This is a genomic window from Actinoplanes sp. NPDC023714 (assembly GCF_040639855.1).
In the GTDB taxonomy this organism is placed as follows: domain Bacteria; phylum Actinomycetota; class Actinomycetes; order Mycobacteriales; family Micromonosporaceae; genus Actinoplanes.
This window is the reverse complement of sequence record NZ_JBFAAR010000001.1, coordinates 418034-439519: the sequence shown is the minus strand read 5'-3', so window position 1 is coordinate 439519 and position 21486 is coordinate 418034. Positions and strand designations below refer to the sequence as shown.

General features: G+C 72.4%; 16 protein-coding genes. 7 read left to right on the top strand and 9 right to left on the bottom strand.

Annotated features, from left to right (window positions below):
* Nucleotides 1-22: 22 nt before the first annotated feature.
* The 6 genes from AB0G10_RS02200 to AB0G10_RS02175 form a co-directional block, all read right to left on the bottom strand.
* Nucleotides 23-3211, bottom strand: coding sequence for a cyclic nucleotide-binding protein (locus AB0G10_RS02200; protein ID WP_360915152.1), 3189 nt, complete (start codon nucleotides 3209-3211; stop codon nucleotides 23-25).
* Between the two features lie 197 nt (nucleotides 3212-3408).
* Nucleotides 3409-5046, bottom strand: coding sequence for a trypsin-like peptidase domain-containing protein (locus AB0G10_RS02195; RefSeq protein ID WP_360915149.1), 1638 nt, complete (start codon nucleotides 5044-5046; stop codon nucleotides 3409-3411).
* A 39-nt stretch (nucleotides 5047-5085) separates the two neighbouring features.
* Nucleotides 5086-6660, bottom strand: coding sequence for an ATP-binding protein (locus AB0G10_RS02190; protein WP_360915146.1), 1575 nt, complete (start codon nucleotides 6658-6660; stop codon nucleotides 5086-5088).
* 10 nt (nucleotides 6661-6670) lie between these two features.
* Nucleotides 6671-7384 carry a response regulator transcription factor gene (locus AB0G10_RS02185; protein WP_127543285.1) on the bottom strand — a complete coding sequence of 238 codons (714 nt, stop codon included), beginning with the start codon at nucleotides 7382-7384 and terminating at the stop codon, nucleotides 6671-6673.
* 98 nt (nucleotides 7385-7482) lie between these two features.
* The gene (locus AB0G10_RS02180) at nucleotides 7483-8244 is read right to left on the bottom strand and encodes a lysophospholipid acyltransferase family protein (RefSeq protein WP_360915143.1); all 762 of its coding nucleotides are present in this window, start codon (nucleotides 8242-8244) and stop codon (nucleotides 7483-7485) included.
* A complete protein-coding gene (locus AB0G10_RS02175; RefSeq protein WP_360915140.1) occupies nucleotides 8241-8999 on the bottom strand; it encodes a GNAT family N-acyltransferase in 759 nt (252 codons plus the stop codon). Before AB0G10_RS02175 ends, AB0G10_RS02180 begins: the two co-directional genes overlap by 4 nt.
* Nucleotides 9000-9092: 93 nt before the next feature.
* On the opposite strand from AB0G10_RS02175, the gene AB0G10_RS02170 reads away from it, so the two are divergent.
* The 7 genes from AB0G10_RS02170 (at nucleotide 9093) to AB0G10_RS02140 (ending at nucleotide 18773) form a co-directional block, all read left to right on the top strand.
* Entirely contained in the window at nucleotides 9093-9743 is a 651-nt protein-coding gene (locus AB0G10_RS02170; RefSeq protein ID WP_360915137.1) for a hypothetical protein, read from the top strand.
* The gene (locus tag AB0G10_RS02165; protein ID WP_360917926.1) at nucleotides 9731-10636 is read left to right on the top strand and encodes an ATP-binding cassette domain-containing protein; all 906 of its coding nucleotides are present in this window, start codon (nucleotides 9731-9733) and stop codon (nucleotides 10634-10636) included. Before AB0G10_RS02170 ends, AB0G10_RS02165 begins: the two co-directional genes overlap by 13 nt.
* Nucleotides 10633-11403: an ABC transporter permease gene (locus tag AB0G10_RS02160; protein ID WP_360915134.1), complete on the top strand. Its 771-nt coding sequence runs from the start codon at nucleotides 10633-10635 to the stop codon at nucleotides 11401-11403. The genes AB0G10_RS02165 and AB0G10_RS02160 overlap by 4 nt, the downstream gene beginning before the upstream one ends.
* 171 nt (nucleotides 11404-11574) lie before the next feature.
* Nucleotides 11575-15297 carry a multifunctional oxoglutarate decarboxylase/oxoglutarate dehydrogenase thiamine pyrophosphate-binding subunit/dihydrolipoyllysine-residue succinyltransferase subunit gene (locus AB0G10_RS02155; RefSeq protein ID WP_360917925.1) on the top strand — a complete coding sequence of 1241 codons (3723 nt, stop codon included), beginning with the start codon at nucleotides 11575-11577 and terminating at the stop codon, nucleotides 15295-15297.
* 62 nt (nucleotides 15298-15359) lie between these two features.
* Nucleotides 15360-15539: a DUF6104 family protein gene (locus AB0G10_RS02150; RefSeq protein WP_111651783.1), complete on the top strand. Its 180-nt coding sequence runs from the start codon at nucleotides 15360-15362 to the stop codon at nucleotides 15537-15539.
* Between the two features lie 52 nt (nucleotides 15540-15591).
* Complete coding sequence (gene pta, locus AB0G10_RS02145; protein ID WP_360915130.1) at nucleotides 15592-17655, top strand: phosphate acetyltransferase; 2064 nt, start codon at nucleotides 15592-15594, stop codon at nucleotides 17653-17655.
* On the top strand, nucleotides 17652-18773 hold the full coding sequence (locus AB0G10_RS02140; protein ID WP_360915127.1) for an acetate kinase: 1122 nt from the start codon (nucleotides 17652-17654) through the stop codon (nucleotides 18771-18773). Before pta ends, AB0G10_RS02140 begins: the two co-directional genes overlap by 4 nt.
* Here the strand turns inward: AB0G10_RS02140 and AB0G10_RS02135 are convergent.
* The 3 genes from AB0G10_RS02135 to AB0G10_RS02125 form a co-directional block, all read right to left on the bottom strand.
* A complete protein-coding gene (locus tag AB0G10_RS02135) occupies nucleotides 18750-18911 on the bottom strand; it encodes a hypothetical protein (RefSeq protein WP_360915124.1) in 162 nt (53 codons plus the stop codon). The two genes, AB0G10_RS02140 and AB0G10_RS02135, sit on opposite strands and share 24 nt — an antisense overlap.
* 49 nt (nucleotides 18912-18960) lie before the next feature.
* Nucleotides 18961-19911, bottom strand: coding sequence for a zinc-binding dehydrogenase (locus AB0G10_RS02130; protein WP_360915121.1), 951 nt, complete (start codon nucleotides 19909-19911; stop codon nucleotides 18961-18963).
* Between the two features lie 292 nt (nucleotides 19912-20203).
* Complete coding sequence (locus AB0G10_RS02125; protein WP_360917924.1) at nucleotides 20204-21391, bottom strand: NADP-dependent malic enzyme; 1188 nt, start codon at nucleotides 21389-21391, stop codon at nucleotides 20204-20206.
* Nucleotides 21392-21486: the final 95 nt, after the last annotated feature.

Below are 21486 nucleotides of genomic sequence, written 5' to 3'. Positions count from 1 at the left end.
GGTCCTCCTGACCCTGGGGCGGTCAGCCGGTGGAGGGGTCGGTGGTGGGCTCCGGGTCCTCCGTCGGCTCGGTGGGGTCGTCGGTGGGTTCGGTCGGGTCGTCCGTCGGCTCGGTGGGGTCGTCGGTCGGCTCGGTGGGGTCGTCCGTCGGCTCGGTCGGGTCGTCGGTCGGCGCCGTCGTCACGGTGCGGCTCGGCGTCGGCCGGCTGCTCGGTGCCGTCGTGGTGGGGACCGTGGTGGGGCGGGTCCGGGTCCGCGTCGGGCGGGGGTCGGCCGTGCCGGTCGTCGACGTCTCGTCCGGTTCGAACGTCCACTCGGGCGTGGCGTCCGCCGGGACCGAGGACTCCGAGGGCGACGGCGAGACCGACTCGGCCGGGAACGTGCCCTCCTCGGTCGGCTCCTCGCTCGGACCGGCCGACGGCGGCTCGATCGTCCTGCCGTCGCCGCAGCTCAGGTCCGTGCGGGCGGCCGGGGACGGGGTGCCGCCGACGGTGACGATGCCGCGCGACACGGTCACCGTGATCGGGTCGACGGCGAACCAGGACCGGTCCGCGTTCGTGACGTCGCCCTGCGTCCGCAGCACGGTCAGCGCCAGCGGCTGGTAGGCGCCGCTCGTGCTGGTCGTGTCCGCGAGCACCCGGCCACCGCCGAGGGCGAGCCGGGCGCTGGGCGCGGCTTCACGGCCGGCCGCCACCTCGGCGCCGGTCAGCTCGGTCGACGAGCCGCCGCACAGCACCACGGTGGCGCCGCCCGGGAACGTCAGCAGCGCCCGCGACGCGTCCGGGACCTTGATCTCCGAGCCGGCCGCGAGGTACCGGCGTTCGCCGGGGGCGAGCGCCGAGCCGGCCGCGGTCGCCTCACCCTTCTCCACGGTGAGCAACACCTCGCCGGCCGGCATCTCCGCCCAGGCCGGGCCGGGCCGGACGTTGAGGCCCGCGCTGACCAGCGCGAACACCAGCAGGAAGGCGGCGAAGGACCACATCCGGCGCTCGAAGTGACCGTCCACGTCGTACTCACCGGGCACGTCCGGCGGACCGGGCGGCACGGCGAGCGGCGGGTGGGCGGCGCCGGGCCGCACGGCCACCGGGGCGCTCGGCCGCAGCGCCGGCATCGGGGCGCCGGGGCCGTGCACGCCGACCAGGGGCGGCAGGTTCGAGGCGTCCGGGATGATCCAGAGGCGGACCGGGGTGCGGGTCTGCGCCACCGCGCCGGGGCTGCCGTCGCCGACCGGGCCGACCAGGGTGCCGCGGCGCAGCTCGATGCCGTCCGGCATGGCGATCACGCCGGACTCGACGACCACGGCGTGGGTCGGGCCGGGCAGCATCACCGGGCGCCCCGGTTCGAGGTCGGCCGGGTACGCCGCGCCGATCAGAGCGAGACGCTGGTCCTCCTCGAGCCCGGCGAGGGCCGGGGTGTCCGCGAAGAGCGCCTCGGCCTCGTCCCGTTCCTCCGGCGACGGGCCGGGCATCGGGCCGACCACCGCGGCGACGGTCTCCGCCGGGATCGCGAGCACCGTCGCGCCGGCCGCGGCGTACCAGTCGAGCTGGACCGGGCGGCCGGTCAGCGTGCCGGCCAGGGCGGCCACCCCGCCCGGCCCGGCGTGGTGCCGGATCGTGCCGCCGGGGTCGCCGGGCCGGCGCCCGTGCAGGGCGCCCTCGACGACCACCAGGGCGGCGTCCGGGTGGTCGCCGGCGCGGATCAGGAGGCGGCCGGTCGGCGGGCGGCGCCAGCGGGCCCCGGCGGCCAGCTCGTGCAGCGCCGGCTCGGGCAGGCCGCCCAGCTCGGAGGCGTGCAGCGCGGCGAGCCGGCGGGGCAGGTCGGCGTCCCGGTCGCGCTCGGCGGCCCGCTGACGCCACCGGCGCCAGGCCGCGGCGAGCCGGCCGAGGAGGAAGTAGAGGGCCGGGGCGGCGAGGCCCAGCACCATCACGGTCAGCAGCAGGCGGCCGGCGAGCCCGTCGTACCAGAGGCCGGTGGCCAGGCCGCGGACCCGGTCGGTCCAGAGCCGGTACCCGAGCCCGGCCGCGACGCCGAGCCAGAGCACGCCGAGCAGCGCGTAGAGGGCGACGATCCGGCCCTCCCGGTCGAGCGCCGAGAACCGGGGGCCGCGGCGGCGCAGCCGGCCGGCGAGCCAGGAGAGCGCGCGGGCCCGCAGGTCCGGGATCTCCAGCCAGTCCATCAGCAGGTAGTGGCCGTCGAGCGGGAGCAGCGGGCTCAGGTTGAAGAACGTGTGCAGGTAGAAGAGGAACGCCAGCTTGAACGCGATTCCGCCGGTCGCGGGCACGGCCAGCCCGATCACCTGGGCCAGACCGGCCAGGCCGAGCGCCGCGGCCGGGCCCGCCGCGGTGACCGCGATGCGCGCGCGGCGGCCCGCCATCCACACGTCGCTCGTGTCGACGAACACGGACGGGATGCCGAAGTACAGCATCACCCCGGCCGCCGGGACCTCGCGCCCGACGCGCTTGGCCGCGAGGGCGTGACCGAATTCGTGCGCCGCGAGAGCCAGCACGTTGAGGAGCACCAGGACGATCGCGCCGAGCAGGTACGAGTCACCCACCAGGAAGAGTGATCTGCTCCCCCGCTGCCAGGTCGCCGCGAAGAGCACGAGACCGGTGACCGCGAACAGCGTGCCGATCCAGAACGCCACCCGGGTGAAGAGGAACCGTCCCGCGCCCCGGTAGATCGCCCCGACCACGCCGTCGATGTCGGCGGAGAGCACCCGGCGCCCGAGGGCGGCCGCCGCGATCGAGCCGCCGACCCGCTTCGGCAGCGGCTCCCGGCGCATCTCGCGCAGCGGGCGGAAGGCGTCCATCGGGAGCTCTTCCAGCATCCGGTTGGCGGCCAGGTCGGCGACGACCCGGCGGACCTGGTCGGGCGCGAGCCGGCCGGCGATCCGGGCGAACTCGGCGACCAGGCGGGCCACCGTGCCGGTGCCGTCCATCATCAGGGCGAGCTGGTATTCCTCCGGGCTGAGCCGGAGGTAGGAGCTGCGGCCGCCCTCCTCCGGGGAGCGGAGCATGACGTACCGCCCGCCGCGGACCGTGGTCCGGTGCCGGACCTCGATCCCGTCCCGCAGCACCGGCCGGGCCGACGACGGGTCGAGCCGGTCGGCGACGGTGTGCCAGAGCCCGGCGTCGGCCGGCCCGGACGGCGCCCCGGGGGCGCGTCCGGCCAGTGCTTCCCAGACGTTGGTCCGGGTTTCGACGTACGTCAACTCGCAGGGCCTCTCACTCCACAAGAAACGCCCGAGGGCGAATGGAGATTAGGCGGTCTCCGCAGGTTACGCGAGTCCGGCATGGCAAAAGTTGCCCGTTGGTCGTGAAGGTCCTGAATCGCGGCATCTATCGGAATACGGCGGGTGACGCGCCCACCCCCGGGTCACGTCACCCGCCGTAGCGAGAGGGAAGATCTCTACTGCGCTTCCTGCAGGGTCACCGTCACGGACTGCTCGCTGCCGTTGCGGGTGAAGGTGATCGACATCTTCTGACCGACCGTGCCGGCCTGCACCGCCGCGACCAGGTCGTCGGACTCGTCGATGGCCTTGCCGTCGACCTTGGTCACCACGTCGCCCTGCTGGAGGCCGGCCTTCGCGGCCGCGCTGTTGCCGGTGACCGAGCTGACCAGGGCGCCGCCGTTCTCACCGGTGGTGACGCTGACGCCGAGCGCCGGGTGGCTGACCTTCTTGCCGGCCATCAGCTGGTCGACGACGTCCTTCGCCTTGTTGCTCGGGATCGCGAAGCCGAGGCCGATGTTGCCGGAACTCGAGCCCGAGGTGGCGATCGCCGAGTTGATGCCGATGACCTCGCCGTTCGTGTTGACCAGCGCGCCGCCCGAGTTGCCCGGGTTGATCGGGGCGTCGGTCTGCAGCAGGCCGGTCATCGTCTGCGAGCCGGACGACTGCTGCTGTTGCTGGCCGCCGCCGAACGGGTTCTGCGGGGTCTGCTGCTCGTCCTCGCCGCCGGACTGGATGGTGCGGTCCTTCGCGCTGATGATGCCGGCGGTGACCGAGCCCTCCAGGCCGAGCGGGCTGCCGAGCGCCAGGACGGTGTCGCCCACCTGGCTCTGCGAGCTGTCGCCGAACTTCGCGGCCTTCAGATCCGAGACGCCGGACGCCTTCACCACTGCCAGGTCGGTGCGCTCGTCGGTGCCGACGATCGAGGCGGTCGCCTTGGTCCCGTCCGCGAAGATGATGTCGACCTGGTCGCCCTGCGCGGTCGAGACGACGTGGTTGTTGGTCACGATGTAGCCGTCGGCGCTGACCACCACGCCGGAGCCCTCGCCCGAGCCGGTGGTGATGGAGACGACGCTGTCCTGGACCGACGCGGCGATCTCGGCGAGCGACGACCGGTCGACCACCCGGGTGACCGAGGAGTTGCTGGTCTGCACGCTCTGCGAGGCGTTGCCGTCGTCGAGGGCCAGGGCGGTCGCGGCGCCGACCCCGCCCGCGCCGAGCGCGATCAGCACGGCGGCCGCACCGGCCAGCAGGATCTTGCGGCCGCGGCCGTTGCGCGGCTGCTGCTCGCCGCCGGCCCACGGCGGGACGACGCCCTCGGCGGTCTGGGTGCCGCCGGGCTGCCACGCCGACGCGTACGCCGCCTGCTGCGCGTAGTCCTGGTAGCCGTGCTGCTGGTACGGCGTGTAACCGTGCGGCGCCTGGGCCTGGTAGCCCTGGTAGGGGTGGGCGTAACCGGGAGCGTAGGGCTGGCCCGAGGCGGGCTGCGCGGACGCGGGCTGGGCGGAGGTCGGCTGAGCGGCCGCCTCCTGCGCCTGGGGCTGCTGCTGCCAGGGAGCCCACGGGCTCTGAGGCTGGGCCGGCTGAGGGGCCGGCTGGTGGGCCGCCTGGGAAGCCCACGCCGCCTGCTCGGCGGCCGGAGTGTGGGGTGCCGCGGACTGGGGTGCCGCGGACTGGGGTGCCGCGGATTGGGGTGCGGCGGACTGCGGCGCAACCGGCGGCTGCGCGGCGGTCGGCTGCTCAGACTCCACCCGCGCCGCGCTGCTGTCTCCAGCGGCGGCGTCCGCGGGCCGCGGGTCGGTCTCGTTCTCGTTCATGCGCTTAACTCTGCCCCGTCGTACTCGTACCGAACTGTGTTACTCCTGGACGTTTTCTGTGAAGCTTTTATCCGGATTTATGGTGGGCAACGTTACGCGGAACGTCGCTCCCTTGCCCTCCTCGGAGACAACCTCCACGGAACCTTGGTGCGCCCTCACGATCGCCGCCACGATGGCGAGCCCCAGACCGGTGCCGGTGGCCTCCCGGTCGGTGTTGCGCGTGCGCGCCCCGTCCGCCCGGTAGAACCGCTCGAAGACCCGCTCCCGCTGCCCGGGATCGAGCCCCGGGCCGGTGTCCGCCACCTCGACCACCGCGGTGTCACCCTCGCCGGCGTGCAGCCGCAGCGTCACGGTGGCGTCGGCGGGCGTGTGCACCAGCGCATTCGTCATCAGGTTGCCGATCACCTGGCGGAGCCGGCCGTCGTCGCCGTACGCCACCAGCCGCTCCGGCTCGTCGCGCACCTCGAGGTCGATCCGCCGGTCCGGCGCCATCGCCTCGGCGGCCTGCAGCGCGTCCAGGGCGAGCACCGGCAGCTCCACCGGGGCGAGCGTGAGCGGCCGCTCCCGGTCGAGCCGGGCCAGCAGCAGCAGGTCCTCGACGAGCAGGCCCATCCGGGCCGCCTCGTCCTCGATCCGGCGGACCAGCCGGGCCACCTGCTCCGGGTCGGAGACGGCGCCCTGCCGGTAGAGCTCGGCGAAGCCGCGGATCGTGGTGAGCGGCGTGCGCAGCTCGTGCGAGGCGTCCGCCACGAACTGCCGCATCTTGCCCTCGGACTCCAGTGCCCGCGCCTCGGAGCGCTGGGCCGCCTCGGCCGCCTCGCGCGCCGACTGCTCGGCCGAGAGGGCCGCGTGCTCGGACTGCTCGCGGGCCAGGAAGGCCGCCTCGATCTGGGCGAGCATCGCGTTCAGCGCGCGGGACAGCCGGCCCAGCTCGGTGGTGGGTTCGCCGTCGTTCTCCTCCGGGTCGGGCACCCGCCGGGTCAGGTCGCCGGCGCCGATCGCCGCCGCGGTCCGCTCGATCTGCACGAGCGGGATCAGGGTCTGCCGGACCAGCGCCGCGCCGATCGCGGCGAGCGCCACCAGCACCGCGCCGCCGACCAGGAAGTCGACCCAGACCAGCCAGGCGATCACCGCGTCCACACCGGACATCCGCTGGCCCACGTAGAGCGCGGAGTCGTTGTCGGTGCGGACCACGAGCATCCGCCAGGTCACCGAGCCGTCGACCGAGCGGGTCGTGTACGGCGTGCCGTCGTGCTTCGAGATCTCGTCGACCCCGGTCAGGATCGTCGGCAGCTGGCCCTCGGTGTAGTCGCCGCCGACCGCGATGTCGCCGACGCCGCTCACCGACTTGGTGGCCGTCAGGTAGTCGGTCGGCAGCACCAGCCGGGAGCCGGTGAACCCGATCTTGATCCGGGCGTACGCGAACCGCTTGAGCTCGTCGTCCATCCGGCTGATCAGATAGGTGTTCAGCGCGTACGTGCTGGTCGCGCTGATCAGCGTGAGCGCGGCGAAGACCAGCACCAGCACCGACGCGACCAGCTTGGTCCGCAGCGAGATCTTGCGCAGGTTGGGGTGCAGCGGGATCGAGCCGCGAACCCGCTCGGCGAGCTTCATGACGGTATGCCTACACGGCGGGCTTGCGGAGGACGTACCCCACGCCGCGCAGCGTGTGGATCAGCCTCGGCTGGACGTTGTCCACCTTGCGTCGCAGGTACGAGATGTAGGACTCGACGATGTTGTCGTCGCCGCGGAAGTCGTACTTCCAGACGTGGTCGAGGATCTGCGCCTTGGAGAGCACCCGGTTCGCGTTGAGCATCAGGTAGCGCAGGAGCTTGAACTCGGTCGGCGAGAGCTGCACCCGGCTGCCGGCGCGGTAGACCTCGTGCGTCTCCTCGTCGAGCTCGAGGTCGGCGAAGACCAGCCGGGACGGCTGCTCCTCGCCCGCCGTGGTGCGGCGCAGCACCGCCCGGATGCGGGCGGTCAGCTCCTCCAGGCTGAACGGCTTGGTGACGTAGTCGTCGCCGCCCAGCGTGAGGCCGCGGATCTTGTCGTCGGTGCCGTCGCGGGCGGTCAGGAAGACCACCGGGGTGCGCTGCCCGCCCTCGCGCATCAGCCGGATCACCTCGAACCCGTCGAGGTCGGGGAGCATGACGTCGAGCACGACGAGGTCGGGCGCCGAGTTGCGCGCGGCGCTGACCGCCGCGCTGCCGCTGGTCGCGGTGGTCACGTCGAACCCGGCGAAGCGGAGGCTTGCGGAGAGCAGCTCGAGGATGTTCGCATCGTCCTCGACGACGAGCAGTTTCGCCTCGCTCTGCTTGGGCTGGGTCTGAGTGGCCATGGCGCCCATTGTTTCCCCGTCCGCTGCGCCGCGGCTGCACAGTCGCTGAAAATTATCTGTGAGCGTCATTCCCCCGGGTCGGGCGGCGAGACGCCGGATCAGGCCGCGAGGCGATAACCGCCCCCGCCGAGGCTGGACTGCGCGGCCCGGGCCAGCGCGCCGCGTCCGGCGCCGGTCTCCGGCCGGAGCACCGGCGCGGCGACCAGGGTCACGGTCAGGCGGCGCACCCGGGCCACCCGCAGCACCGAGGCCCAGAGCGTGTCGGCGCCGACGAAGGAGGCCTCCGCCGAGTCGTAGCTGATCGAGACGGGCGCGACCGGCGCACCGGCGTCGATGGCGGCCTGGAAGAGGGCCGGCCGGAACGCGCCACGCTCGGATCCGCAGTACGTCGTACCCTCCGGGAAGACCGCGACCGAACGCCCGGCGCGCAGCGCGGCAGCCACCTCGCCCACCGTCCCCGGCAGCGCCTTCGGCCTGGTCCGGTCGATGAAGATGGCGCCGCTGCGGCCCGCCGTCGCCCCGATCCCCGGCCACGCCGCCACGTCGTGCTTCGCCACCAGCCGCACCGGCACGACCGCGTAGAGCGCCACGATGTCCAGCCAGGAGACGTGGTTCGCGACCAGCAGGCTGCCCGGGCGCGGCGCCGGTCCGCGCCAGACCAGCCGGACACCCAGGACCGCGAGGATGGCGCGGGGCAGGGCCTGCAGGGCGCCGCCACGCAGGAGGGCCGCGGGCAGAAGACCGATCACGAGTACGCCGAGAAGCCCGGCCACCCGCAGCGCCGCCAGCACCGGGCCGGCGCGCTCGGCGTCACCCGGCCGGCAGTCGTCCCCGCATCCGGAGGCGGGCTGCCAGTTCATCGCGTCGCGCCGAGGAAGTGCCGGCGGTACCGCGGGTCCAGCCGGTCCATCGAGAAGAGCACGTAGAAGTCGGCGCAGTCGAAGCCGGGGTCGTAGGCCGGCTCGCCGCAGACCCAGCTGCCCAGTCGCAGGTAACCCTTGAGCAGCGCCGGGACCGCCACCTTCGGGTCGCCCGCGACGCCCTCGGCCGGGGTCCACGGGCGGCGCGGGCGGACCCGCAGGGCCGGCGGGGAGAGGTGCTTCGCGTTGATCCGCTCGCGGACGCCGGCCGCCGTGACGCCGCCGTCGGCCAGCGGCACCGAGGCGCAGCCGCCCAGCCAGCGCAGGTTGTTGAGGTGCAGGTACCGGGCGATGCCGGCCCACATCAGGTTGACCACGGCGCCGGAGCGGTGGTCCGGGTGCACGCAGGAGCGGCCGATCTCGACGAGGTGGTCGCGCAGCGGGCGCAGCGCGCTGAGGTCGAACTCGCCGTCGGCGTAGCGGCGGCCGGCCAGGTCGGCGGCGCGCGGCGGGAGCATCCGGTAGGTGCCCACCACCGCGCCGGTGGAGTCGTCCCGCACGATCAGGTGATCGCAGTACGGGTCGAACTCGTCGGCGTCCAGCCCGTCGCCCCCGGCGAGGGTGGCGCCGAGCTCTCCGGCGAAGACGTCGTGGCGCAGGCGCTGCGCGGCCTCGACGAGGCTCGCGTCGTCCGCGATGAGGAGCGTGTAGCCGCTGGTCCCGGTGGGTGCGGCGGCCGTCATCAGAACTGCCATGAGATCTGTGTAAGGGTGACAACTGCCGATGGCGTGTCGGATCAGGTTGCGATGCGTGACCGGTTGATGAACGACGTGTGCGAAGGTCGGTGGATGCTGATCCCGGCTCGATACAACGGCCCTCCCGGAACCGGCAACGGCGGCTGGTGCGCGGGCGTCTTCGCGCAGGCGGCGGGCCTGCGCCCGGCGCAGGTGACGCTGCGGGTGCCGCCCCCGCTCGAGGTCGGCCTCCAGGTGCGCGGCGACGCGGTCTGGCACGGCTCGACCCTGGTCGCCTCGCTCGCCGCCGGGGAGGCCGGGCAGGGCGTCCCCGGCGTCCCGCTCGCCGAGGCGGCCGAGGTCTCGAAGAGCTATCCCGGCTTCACCGAGCACCCCTTCCCCACCTGTTTCGTCTGCGGGCCGGACCACCCGGACGGGCTGCGGATCTTCCCGGGGGTGCTGCCGGACGGCCGGACCGCGGCGCCGTGGACGGTCCCGGACGAGGTCTCCGAGCCGACCATGTGGGCCGCCCTGGACTGCCCCGGCGGCTGGGCCGCGATCGCCACCGGCCGGGCCTACGTCCTCGGCCGGATCACCGCGTCGATCGACGCGCTGCCGGCGCCGGGCGACGCGTGCGTGGTGGTCGGGGCCGCGTCGTCGATCGAGGGGCGCAAGGCGACGGTGGACTCCGCCGTCTACGGGCCCGGCGGGGAGCGGCTGGGGGTGGCGCGCGCCACCTGGATCGCGGTCTCATCTTCGGCGTGATCAACGTCGAGCACCTCACCAAGGAGTACGGGAAGCTGCGCGCCGTCGACGACCTGTCGTTCACGGTCCGAGCCGGACGGGTGACCGGCTTCCTCGGCCCGAACGGCGCCGGCAAGACCACCACGCTGCGGATGCTGCTGGGCTTGGTCGCCCCCACATCCGGCGAGGCGACCATCGGCGGCCGGCGGTACACCGAGCTGACCGATCCGGTCCGGCACGTCGGCGCGGTGCTGGAGGCGTCCGGCGCGCACCGCGGCCGGAGCGGACGGGACCACCTGCGGACCATCTGCACGGCGGCCGGGTTGCCGGCCGCCCGGGTCGGCGCGGTGCTCGAGCTGGTCGGGCTGGAACCGGCCGCGAAGCGCCGTTTCCAGGGCTACTCGCTCGGCATGCGCCAGCGGCTCGGCATCGCCGCCGCGATGCTCGGTGATCCGGGCGTGCTGATTCTCGACGAGCCGGCCAACGGGCTCGATCCGGAGGGGATCCGGTGGCTGCGCGGCCTGCTCCGCGGCCTGGCCGCCGAGGGCCGCACGATCCTGGTCTCCAGCCACCTGCTCGCCGAGATGCAGCACCTGGCCGACGACGTGGTGATCGTGGCGGCCGGCCGGCTGGTCCGGCAGGGACCGGTCGGCGGCGTGCTGGACGGCGGCCGATCCGCGCGGGTCCGGGTACGCACGCCGGAACCGGACCGGCTCGCGGCCGCACTCGGTGAGCACGGCCTGCCGGTGGCGCCGCAGGACGACGGGTCGCTGCTGGTGACCGGCGCGGAGCCGGCCCGGGTCGGGCACGCGGCCTTCCGCGCCGGCGTGGAGCTGCACGAGCTGACCGGTGAACGGGCCGACCTGGAGCAGGCGTTCCTGGAGCTGACGGCCGGACGGGCGGAGATCCGGTGAACCTGATCCGTGCCGAGCTGCTCAAGGTGCGCACCACGCCGCTGTGGCGGAACTTCGGCCTGCTGCTCTTCCTGCTCTGGTCGGTGACCCTCGCCTTCAACTGGGTGAACTCCGCGGTCCTGCCGCCCGAGGAGGCGCTCGGGGTCACCGTCGATCTCGCCACCACCGGGCAGTTCTTCGGCATCCTGATCGTGCTGCTGCTGGGCGCGGTCATGGTGACCGGCGAGTTCCTGCACCTCACGATCACGACGACGTTCCTGATCACGCCACGACGCGAGCGGGTGGTGCTGGCGAAGTTCGCCGCGGCGGTGCTGATCGCCCTGGTCGTCTGGGCCGCGCTCACCGTGCTGAATCTGATCGCGATCCCCCTGGTCACCGCGGATCTGGGCATGTCCGGCCGGCTCGGCGCCGCCGAGGTCTGGCAGGCGATCGGCCTGAACGGCGTCGCCTTCGCGCTCTGGGCGGTCCTCGGGGTCGGTTGCGGGGTGCTCTTCCGCGGTCAGATGGCGGCGACCCTCACCCTGGCGATCCTCTACGTCCTGGGCCCGCCGGTGGCCACCGGCCTGTTCTTCCTGATCGACGGCCGCGTCGACGGGTTCGCCGAGCTGGATTTCCTGGTGCCGACCGTCGCCTCGGACCTGATGATCACCGGATCGGAGCTGCCGACCGGGCCGGGCCGGCTGACCGGCGCCGCGGTGCTCGTCGCGTACACCCTGGTGACCGGGGTGGTGGGCGCTCTGCTCATGCGCCGCCGGGACATCGCATGACGCTGCTCACACATCGCCGCGACGTGCAACCGGACACGGCAGTTGGTCACAGAGTGGACGTCCGGATGGAGGGCGCTCACACACGGCGTAGCCTTGACGGGGAATTCTATCCGTCCCACGTGACGGAGCGGTCACGTGATGACAAACACGGTGAAAGAGGCGAACGCGGCAGTGTCGACGCAGCAGACTTCGCAGGACAATCCACTCGCGGACTTCGGTCCCAACGAGTGGATCGTCGATGAGATGTACCAGCGCTACCTGGCCGACCCGACCAGTGTCGACCCCGCCTGGCACGACTTCTTCGCCGACTACAAACCGGCGACGGCAGCGGGCTCGATCGCGACGCCGGACGAGGCCAAGGCGGCCACCGCCACGGCGTCCGCCGCGAAGGCGGGCACCGACGCGCCGGCCGCGGCCTCGGTGGCCCCGCCCAAGCCGGTGACCCCGCCGAAGCCCGCCGCCGAGGCGAAGCCGAAGCCGGCTCCCGCCCCGGTGGAGAAGGCCGCGCCGAAGCCCTCCCCGAACGGCAACGTGCCGGCCGAGGCGAAGACCACCCCGCTCCGGGGCGTGGCCTCCAAGATCGTGCAGAACATGTCGGCCTCGCTCGAGGTCCCGACCGCCACCTCGGTGCGCGCGGTCCCGGCCAAGCTGATGGTCGACAACCGCATCGTCATCAACAACCACCTCTCCCGCGGCCGGGGCGGCAAGGTCAGCTTCACCCACCTGATCGGCTGGGCGCTGATCCGGGCGACCGTGCAGCACCCGGAGATGAACAACTCCTTCGCCGAGATCGACGGCAAGCCCAACCTGGTCCAGCCGGAGCACATCAACCTCGGCATCGCGATCGACCTCGCCAAGAAGGACGGCTCCCGCACGCTGGTCGTGCCGTCCATCAAGAACTGCGAGACGCTCGACTTCCGCGGCTTCTGGCAGGCGTACGAGGACGTGGTCCGGCGCGCCCGGCGCAACGAGCTGACCATGGACGACTACGCCGGCACCACGATCTCGCTGACCAACCCGGGCGGCATCGGCACGGTCCACTCCATCCCGCGCCTGATGAACGGCCAGAGCGCCATCATCGGCGTCGGCGCGATGGAATACCCGGCGCCCTACGCCGGCATGAGCGACGAGATGCTGACCGAACTGGGCGTGAGCAAGGTCACCACGCTGACCAGCACGTACGACCACCGGGTCATCCAGGGCGCGCAGTCCGGCGAGTTCCTCAAGGTGATGCACGAGCTGCTGCTCGGCAACCACGGCTTCTACGACGAGATCTTCACGTCGCTGCGGATCCCGTACGAGCCGGTCCGCTGGGTGCGCGACGTGGCCCGCACCTCCGAGGGCCAGATCGACAAGGCCGCCCGGGTGGTCGAGCTGATCCACGCCTACCGGGTCCGCGGCCACCTCATGGCCGACACCGACCCGCTCGAGTTCACCATCCGCAAGCACCCCGACCTCGACGTCCTGCAGCACGGCCTGACCCTGTGGGACCTCGACCGCACCTTCCCGGTCGGCGGCTTCGGCGGCCAGCAGAAGATGAAGCTGCGCGACGTCCTCGGCGTGCTGCGCGACAGCTACTGCCGCCGCGTCGGCATCGAGTACATGCACATCCAGGACCCCGAGGAGCGCCGCTGGGTCCAGGAGCGCATCGAGGTCAAGTACACGAAGCCGGACACCGAGGAGCAGAAGCACATCCTGCACCGGCTCAACGCGGCCGAGGCGTTCGAGACCTTCCTGCAGACCAAGTTCGTCGGCCAGAAGCGGTTCTCGCTGGAGGGCGGCGAGTCGCTGATCCCGCTGCTCGACGCGGTCCTGCAGTCGTCGGCCGAGTCCGGTCTCGACGAGATGGTGATCGGCATGGCCCACCGCGGCCGGCTGAACGTGCTCACCAACATCGTCGGCAAGCCGTACGAGAAGATCTTCAACGAGTTCGAGGGTCAGATGGACCCGAAGTCGGCCCACGGCTCCGGTGACGTCAAGTACCACCTCGGCCAGACCGGGAAATACACGACGCCCGACGGCGAGCACTCGACCACCGTCAGCGTCGTGGCGAACCCGTCCCACCTGGAGGCCGTCGACCCGGTCCTCGAGGGCATCGTCCGGGCCAAGCAGGACCGCCTCGACCTCGGCCTGCACGGCTACACGGTCCTCCCCGTGCTGGTGCACGGCGACGCCGCGTTCGCCGGCCAGGGCGTGGTCGCCGAGACGCTGAACCTCTCCCAGCTGCGCGGCTACCGCACCGGCGGCACGGTCCACGTCATCGTGAACAACCAGGTCGGCTTCACCACCGCCCCGGAGTACAGCCGCTCCTCGATGTACTCGACCGACGTGGCCCGGATGATCCAGGCCCCGATCTTCCACGTGAACGGCGACGACCCCGAGGCCGTGGTCCGGGTCGCGAAGCTCGCCTTCGAATACCGCCAGACGTTCAACAAGGACGTCGTGATCGACATGATCTGCTACCGCCGGCGCGGTCACAACGAGGGCGACGACCCGTCGATGACCAACCCGCGGATGTACCAGATCATCGACAAGAAGCGCAGCGTGCGGAAGGCGTACACCGAGGAGCTCATCGGCCGCGGCGACATCACCGTCCAGGAGGCGGAGGAGCAGCTGCGCGACTACCAGGGCCGGCTCGAGGACGTCTTCAAGGCCACCCGGGACGCCGCCGGCACCCCGCCCCGCCCGCGGATCATCGCGGAGGAGGGCGAGCCCGCGGTGGAGACCGCGATCGAGGCGGGCGTCGTGCACGCGGTCGGCCAGTCGCACATCGAGCTGCCCGAGGGCTTCACCCCGCACAAGCGGGTCCAGCAGCTCCTCGACCGGCGCGCCAAGATGTCCACCGACGGCGGCATCGACTGGGGCTTCGGCGAGCTGATCGCCTTCGGCTCGCTGCTCAACCAGGGCGTCACGGTCCGCCTGGCCGGTCAGGACTCGCGCCGCGGCACGTTCACCTCGCGGCACGCCGCGATCGTCGACGCGAAGACCGGCAAGGACTTCCTGCCGATCTCCTCGCTGGCGACCGGCAACGCCCGGTTCTTCGTGCACGACTCGCTGCTCAGCGAATACGCCGCCATGGGCTTCGAGTACGGCTACTCGGTGGAGAACCCGGACGCGCTGGTCCTCTGGGAGGCCCAGTTCGGCGACTTCGTCAACGGCGCTCAGTCGATCGTGGACGAGTTCCTCTCCTCCGGCGAGGTGAAGTGGGGCCAGCAGTCGTCGCTGGTGCTGCTCCTCCCGCACGGCATGGAGGGTCAGGGCCCGGACCACTCGTCCGGCCGCCCGGAGCGGTTCCTGCAGCTCTGCGCGCAGGACAACATGCGGGTGGCGAACCCGACCACCCCGGCGAACTACTTCCACCTGCTGCGCCGCCAGGCCCTGAGCCCCAAGCGCAAGCCGCTGGTGGTCTTCTCGCCGAAGTCACTGCTCCGGCACAAGCTGGCCGTCTCCTCGGTGAGCGACTTCACCGAGGGCACCTTCCAGCCGGTGCTCGCCGACGCCGGCGTGAACGGCACCCGGCTCGACGCCGCGGCGGTGAAGCGGGTCCTGCTCTGCTCCGGCAAGGTCTACTACGACCTGTTCCAGGCGCGGGCCGACCGCGGCATCACCGACACGGCGATCATCCGGATGGAGCAGATCTACCCGCTGCCCGTCGAGGAGCTGAAGGCGCTGCTCTCGCAGTACCCGAACGCCGAGGACTTCGCCTGGGTCCAGGAGGAGCCGGCCAACCAGGGCGCCTGGTCGTTCGTGGCGCTCAACCTGCTCGAGCACCTGGAGGGCGTCCGCCTGCGGCGGATCTCCCGCCCGGCCGCGGCCGCCCCGGCGGTCGGCTCGGCCAAGATGCACGACGCCGAGCAGGCGGCGCTGATCGAGGCGGCGCTGCCGCGCCCGTGACGCACGAGTGAAGAAGCGGGGCCGCTCCGGGATTCCGGAGCGGCCCCGCTTACTATCCGCTCATGTACTTCACCGACCGTGGCATCGAGGAGCTCGTCCAGCGTCGTGGCGAGGAGACCGTGACCCTGGAGTGGATCGGCGAGCAGCTGCGCACCTTCGTCGACATGAACCCGGAGTTCGAGACGCCGATCGAGCGGTTCGCCACCTGGCTGGCTCGTGACGACGAGGACGACGACGAGTAAAGACGGGACTTTAGGCCCGGCCGGATCATGATCCGGCCGGTAGGTTGAATCCGTGGCACGCAGCGTGTACGTCGCGGGTTCAGGCCCCGGCGTCGGTAAAGGAACCGTGGCGCTCGGCATCGTCGAGCTGCTGTCCCGGCGAGTGGCGCAGGTGGCGGTCTTCCGCCCGCTTGTGGCCGGCAACGACCGGGATCCCCTGCTCTCCGTCCTGCGCGAGCGCTATCCCGGCCCGGTGCCGTACGAGGAGTCCTTCGGCGTCACCCACGCCGAGGCGACCGCGCTCGTCGCCGACGGCCGCCGCGAGGAGCTGATCGGCCGGATCGTCGAGCGCTACCGGGAGGTCGAGCGGCGCAGCGCCGCCGTCGTCGTGATCGGCAGCGACTTCACCGACAAGCCCGAGGAGGGCCGCGGGGAGCTGCCCCGGGAGCTCGCCTTCAACGCCCGGCTGGCGACCGAGTTCGGCAGCGTCGTGGTGCCGGTGGTGAGCGGCGAGGGCCGGACGCGTGAGTCGCTCGCGTCGGCGGCGCGCAGCGCGTACCACTCACTCGTCGATCTCGGCGCGACGGTTCTGGCCGTGATCGCGAACCGCGTACCCTTTGAAATTGATCTTGATGGTCTCCCGGTCCCGATCTGGGCGATGCCCGAGGTGGCCGCGATCGCCGCGCCCACTGTCGGCGAGGTGGCGGCCGCGCTGGACGCCACCGTCTTCACCGGCACGGCGAGCGCCCTCGACCGGGACGTGCTGGACTACGTGGTCGGCGCCGCCCAGGTCCCCACCGTGCTGGAGCACCTGACCGAGGGCGCGCTGCTGATCACCCCCGGCGACCGGGCCGACCTGCTGGTGGCCGCGAGCGCCGCGCACGCCGCCGGCACGGTCACGCTGGCCGGCCTGGTGCTGACCCTCGGCGAGCCGCCGGACCGGCGCGCCGTCGAGGTGATCGAGCGGCTCAATACCGGCCTCGCCATCCTGATCTCCAAGGCGGACAGCTACCACACGATCGCGGCGGCCGGCCGGATCAAGGCGGAGCTGAGCACCCCGCGCAAGATCGAGGCGGCCCTCGGCGTCTTCGAGAAGGCCGTCGACACCGACGAGCTGGCCCGGATGCTCGACGTGGCCCGGTCCAGCCGGGTGACGCCGCTGATGTTCGAGAACGACCTGATCGACCGGGCCCGCGCCGACCGCCGCCACCTGGTGCTGCCGGAGGGGACCGAGGAGCGGATCCTGCGCGCCGCCGAGACGCTGCTGCGGCGCGACGTCGCCGACCTGACCCTGCTCGGCGACCCGGCCGAGATCACCCGGCGGGCCCGGGAGATCGGCGTGGAGATCGGCGGGGCGCAGCTGGTCGACCCGGCCACGAGCCGGTGGCGGGAGGACTTCGCGGCGCGCTACGCGGAGCTGCGCAAGCACCGCGGCGTCACCATGGACCTGGCGTACGACGTGGTCCGGGACGTCAACTACTTCGGCACCCTGATGGTCGCGGCCGGCCTCGCCGACGGCATGGTCTCCGGCGCGAACCACACGACGGCGGCCACGATCCGGCCGGCCTTCGAGATCATCAAGACGGTTCCGGGGCTGTCGGTGGCGTCCAGCGTGTTCTTCATGCTGCTCGCCGACCGGGTGCTGGTCTACGGCGACTGCGCGGTCAACCCCGACCCGGACGCGGCCCAGCTCGCCGACATCGCGCTCTCCTCGGCGCAGACGGCCGCCGCCTTCGGCATCGAGCCGCGGGTCGCGATGCTCTCCTACTCCACCGGCAGCTCCGGCTCGGGCGCCGACGTCGACAAGGTCGCGGCGGCCACCGCGATCGTCCGGGAGCGGCGTCCCGACCTGCCGGTCGAGGGGCCCATCCAGTACGACGCCGCCATCGACCCGGCCGTCGCCGCCGCGAAGCTGCCCGGCAGCGCGGTGGCCGGCAAGGCCACGGTCTTCGTGTTCCCCGACCTCAACACGGGGAACAACACGTACAAGGCCGTCCAGCGGTCGGCGAACGCGGTCGCGGTCGGCCCGGTCATGCAGGGTCTGCGCGCGCCGGTGAACGACCTGTCCCGCGGCGCCACGGTCAAGGACATCGTGAACACGGTCGCCATCACGGCGATCCAGGCGGGAGCGAAATGACCCGGGTACTCGTGCTCAACTCCGGCTCCTCCTCGGTCCGCTACCGCCTCTTCGACGGCGACGAGGTGGTCACCAAGGGGCACATCGAGCGGATCGGCGAGGAGGGCGGGGAGGCGGCCGGCCACGACGAGGCCCTCCGGATCCTGATGGACCGGCTCGACCTCACCGGGCTGGCCGCGGTCGGGCACCGGGTGGTGCACGGCGGCGAGCGGTTCACCGCGTCCACCGTGGTGACCGACGAGGTGCTGGCCGCGATCGAGGAACTGGTCCCGCTCGCCCCGCTGCACAACCCGGGCGCGCTGGCCGGCCTGCGGGTGGCCCGCAAGCTGCTGCCGGACGTGCCGCAGGTCGCGGTCTTCGACACGGCGTTCCACGCCACGATCCCTCCGGAGGGCGCACTCTGGGCGATCGACCGGGAGCTCGCCGGCCGGTGGGGGCTGCGACGGTACGGCTTCCACGGCACCTCGCACGCCTACGTGTCCCGGGAGACGGCGCGGGTGATCGGCAAGCCGGCCGGCGAGGCGAACGTGATCACCCTGCACCTCGGCAACGGGGCGAGCGCCACGGCGGTGCGCGGCGGGAAGAGCGTGGCGACGTCGATGGGCATGACGCCGCTGCCCGGTCTCGTGATGGGCACCCGTTCGGGTGACATCGACCCGAGCCTGATCTTCCACCTGCACCGGGTGGCCGGACTGTCGATCGAGGAGATCGAGGACGTGCTCACCCGCCGGTCCGGGATGCTCGGCCTGTCCGGCGCCAACGACATGCGTACGGTGCTGGAGCGTCGCGAGGCCGGTGACGCGGACGCCACGCTGGCGTTCGACGTCTACTGCCGCCGGATCCGCGAGTACGTCGGGTCGTACCTCGCGGTCCTCGGCCGGGTGGACGCGATCACCTTCACGGCCGGGGTCGGCGAGAACGCGCCGCTGGTCCGGGAGCACGCGCTGGCCGGGCTGGAGTCGCTCGGCATCGCGGTGGACCCGGACCGCAACGCTCGCCACGAGCGGATCATCTCCCCGGACGGGTCACCGGTCACCGTGTGCGTGGTGCCGACCGAGGAGGAGCTGGAGATCGCTTCGGAGGCCCTTCGTGCCCTAGCGCGCGAAGAAGGCCACTAGGCCGATCAGGAGGACGACGAGCACGCCGCCGCCGATCAGCAGCGGGAGCTTGCTCGCCGCCGTCTCGTCCGGCCCGGTCCGGGTGAACGCCCGGAACGCCTCGGTGTTGCCGCTGGGGTCGACGCTGTTGTCAGACATGCGCCGACCCTAGCGAAACGGGGCAAGGATGGCGAAACCGTCCACCTGATCAGGCGAAATGATCAATGACGACCTTGCCGAAGAGCTCGCCCGAGTCGAGCCGCTCGAACGCCTCCCGCGCCGCCCCGAGCCGGTACGTCGAGTCGATCACCGGCTTGACCGTCCCGCCGGCCACCATCTCCAGCAGCGCCGCCAGCTCGTCCGGGGTGCCCATGCTGCTGCCCAGGATCTCGAGCTGCATGGCGAAGACCCGGCGCAGGTCCACCTCGGCCCGGTGCCCCGCCGTGGCGCCGCACACCACGATCCGGGCGCCCGGCGCCGCGCACTTCATCGAGTGGTCGAAGGTGGGCGCGCCGACCGACTCGATCACCACGTCGACGCGTTCCGGCAGGCGCGCGCCGGGCTCGACCGCCGTGGCGCCGAGCTCCGCGATCCGCTCGCGCTTCCCGGGCTCGCGGCTGGTCGCGTACACCCGCTTGCCCAGCGCGACGCCGAGCGCGACCGCCGCGGTCGCGACGCCGCCGCCGGCGCCCTGCACCAGCACGGCGGAGGCCTCCCCGGCGCGGCCGCGGGTCACCAGCATGTGGTACGCCGTGAGCCACGCCGTCGGCAGGCAGGCCGCCTCGGCGAACGACACCCCGGCCGGCTTCGGGACCAGGTTCTCCCGGGGCGCCGCGAGCCGCTCGGCGATCGTGCCCGGGTGCCGCTCGGAGAAGAGCGAGAAACCGCGGGGGTCGGCCTTGTCCTCGACCACCGGATAGACGACGACCTCGTTGCCGTCCGGGTCGACGCCCGCGGCGTCACAGCCGAGGATCATCGGGAGCCGGTCGGCGGGCAGGCCGACGCCCCGCAGCGACCAGAGGTCGTGATGGTTGAGCGACGAGGCCCGGACCTCGACCGGGACCCAGCCCTCGGGTGCGGTCGGCTCGGGCAGGTCCCCGACGGTCAGCCCGCGCAGGGGCTCGTCCGGGTTGATGGAGGAGGCGTAAGCGGCTCGCATCCACCGACCTTAACGGCGAATAAGGCAATTACGAACGCCCGACCGCCGTCCCAGCCGCACCACCACCTGCGGCCGATCTTGAACGATCAACCCCCACCTACCGCGATCTTGGACGATCAACCACCCGCTCAGCGATCTTGGACGATCAACCACCCGCTCAGCGATCTTGGACGATCAACCACCCGCTCAGCGACCTTGGACGATCAACTACCGATTTCGGCGGTCAATCGTCCAAGATCGCGAAAAAAGAGCGCGAAAAAAGATCGCTAAAGAAGAGCGCGAAAGAAGAGCGCTACGCCGGGAAGACCGCCGGCGCCGGCGAGACCGGGGAGGCCGCCGCCTGCGCGGGCGCCGGAACCGCGGTCCGGCGGGCCACGCCGTCCTCGATGGCCGCCGCCGCGACCGCGGCCGCGACCGCCGGGGCGACCCGCGGGTCCAGCGGCGACGGCACGATCGCCTCGGGACGCAGGTCGTCGGCGACGATCGCCGCGATCGCGTCGGCCGCGGCGACCTTCATCCGGTCGGTGATCGTGGTGGCCCGGACGTCCAGCGTGCCGCGGAAGATGCCGGGGAACGCCAGGACGTTGTTGATCTGGTTCGGGAAGTCGCTCCGGCCGGTCGCGACGATGGCCGCGTACTGGTGGGCGACCGCCGGCGGGACCTCCGGCGTCGGGTTCGCCAGCGCGAAGATGATCGCGCCGGGCGCCATGCCGGCCAGCGCCGACTCCTCGATCGCGCCGCCGGAGACACCGATCAGCACGTCGGCGCCGATCAGCGCCTCGGCGATCCCGCCGGTCCGCCCGGAGACGTTCGTGGTGGCGGCGAGGTGCTCCTTGACCGGCCCCAGGTTCGGGCGGTCGGCGTGGATGATGCCGCGCGAGTCGCAGACGATCACGTTGGCGCCCTGGACGCCCGCGGCGATCAGGGTGTTGGTGATCGCGACCCCGGCCGCGCCGGCGCCGCTGATGACGACCCGCAGGCCGGCGAAGTCGCGCCCGAGCAGCTTCGCGGCGTTGCGCAGGGCGGCCAGCGTGACGACCGCGGTGCCGTGCTGGTCGTCGTGGAAGACCGGGATGTCGAGCTCGGCGTCGAGGCGGCGCTCGATCTCGAAGCAGCGCGGCGCGCTGATGTCCTCCAGGTTGATCCCGCCGAACGACGGCGCCATGGCCTTGACCGCCGCGATGATCCCCTCGACGTCCTGCGTGTCGAGGCAGATCGGGATCGAGTCGACCCCGCCGAACTGCTTGAACAGGACCGACTTGCCCTCCATGACCGGCATGGCGGCCTTCGGGCCGATGTTGCCGAGGCCCAGGACGGCCGAGCCGTCGGTGATCACGGCGACCGTGTTGGCGGTCCAGGTGTAGTCGGGGTAGAGCGACTCGTCCTCGGCGATGGCCTCGCAGACCCGGGCGACGCCCGGCGTGTAGGCGAGGGAGAGGTCGTCCCGGCTGGACAGCGGGACGGTCGCGCTCATCGTCATCTTGCCCTGGCGGTGCAGGTCGAAGACCGGATCGGCGGCCAGGGCAGGATCGAGCTCGAAACTGAAGAAAGACACGGTGAACTCCACACGGCATC

What these genes read in the sequence shown, in the direction of transcription:
- AB0G10_RS02195 (WP_360915149.1), bottom strand. Translation starts at nt 5,046, where the DNA reads ATGAACGAGAACGAGACCGACCCGCGGCCCGCGGACGCCGCCGCTGGA.
- AB0G10_RS02190 (WP_360915146.1), bottom strand. Translation starts at nt 6,660, where the DNA reads ATGAAGCTCGCCGAGCGGGTTCGCGGCTCGATCCCGCTGCACCCCAAC.
- AB0G10_RS02185 (WP_127543285.1), bottom strand. Translation starts at nt 7,384, where the DNA reads ATGGCCACTCAGACCCAGCCCAAGCAGAGCGAGGCGAAACTGCTCGTC.
- AB0G10_RS02180 (WP_360915143.1), bottom strand. Translation starts at nt 8,244, where the DNA reads ATGAACTGGCAGCCCGCCTCCGGATGCGGGGACGACTGCCGGCCGGGT.
- AB0G10_RS02175 (WP_360915140.1), bottom strand. Translation starts at nt 8,999, where the DNA reads ATGGCAGTTCTGATGACGGCCGCCGCACCCACCGGGACCAGCGGCTAC.
- AB0G10_RS02170 (WP_360915137.1), top strand. Translation starts at nt 9,093, where the DNA reads ATGCTGATCCCGGCTCGATACAACGGCCCTCCCGGAACCGGCAACGGC.
- AB0G10_RS02150 (WP_111651783.1), top strand. Translation starts at nt 15,360, where the DNA reads ATGTACTTCACCGACCGTGGCATCGAGGAGCTCGTCCAGCGTCGTGGC.
- AB0G10_RS02140 (WP_360915127.1), top strand. Translation starts at nt 17,652, where the DNA reads ATGACCCGGGTACTCGTGCTCAACTCCGGCTCCTCCTCGGTCCGCTAC.
- AB0G10_RS02135 (WP_360915124.1), bottom strand. Translation starts at nt 18,911, where the DNA reads ATGTCTGACAACAGCGTCGACCCCAGCGGCAACACCGAGGCGTTCCGG.
- AB0G10_RS02130 (WP_360915121.1), bottom strand. Translation starts at nt 19,911, where the DNA reads ATGCGAGCCGCTTACGCCTCCTCCATCAACCCGGACGAGCCCCTGCGC.
- AB0G10_RS02125 (WP_360917924.1), bottom strand. Translation starts at nt 21,391, where the DNA reads ATGACGATGAGCGCGACCGTCCCGCTGTCCAGCCGGGACGACCTCTCC.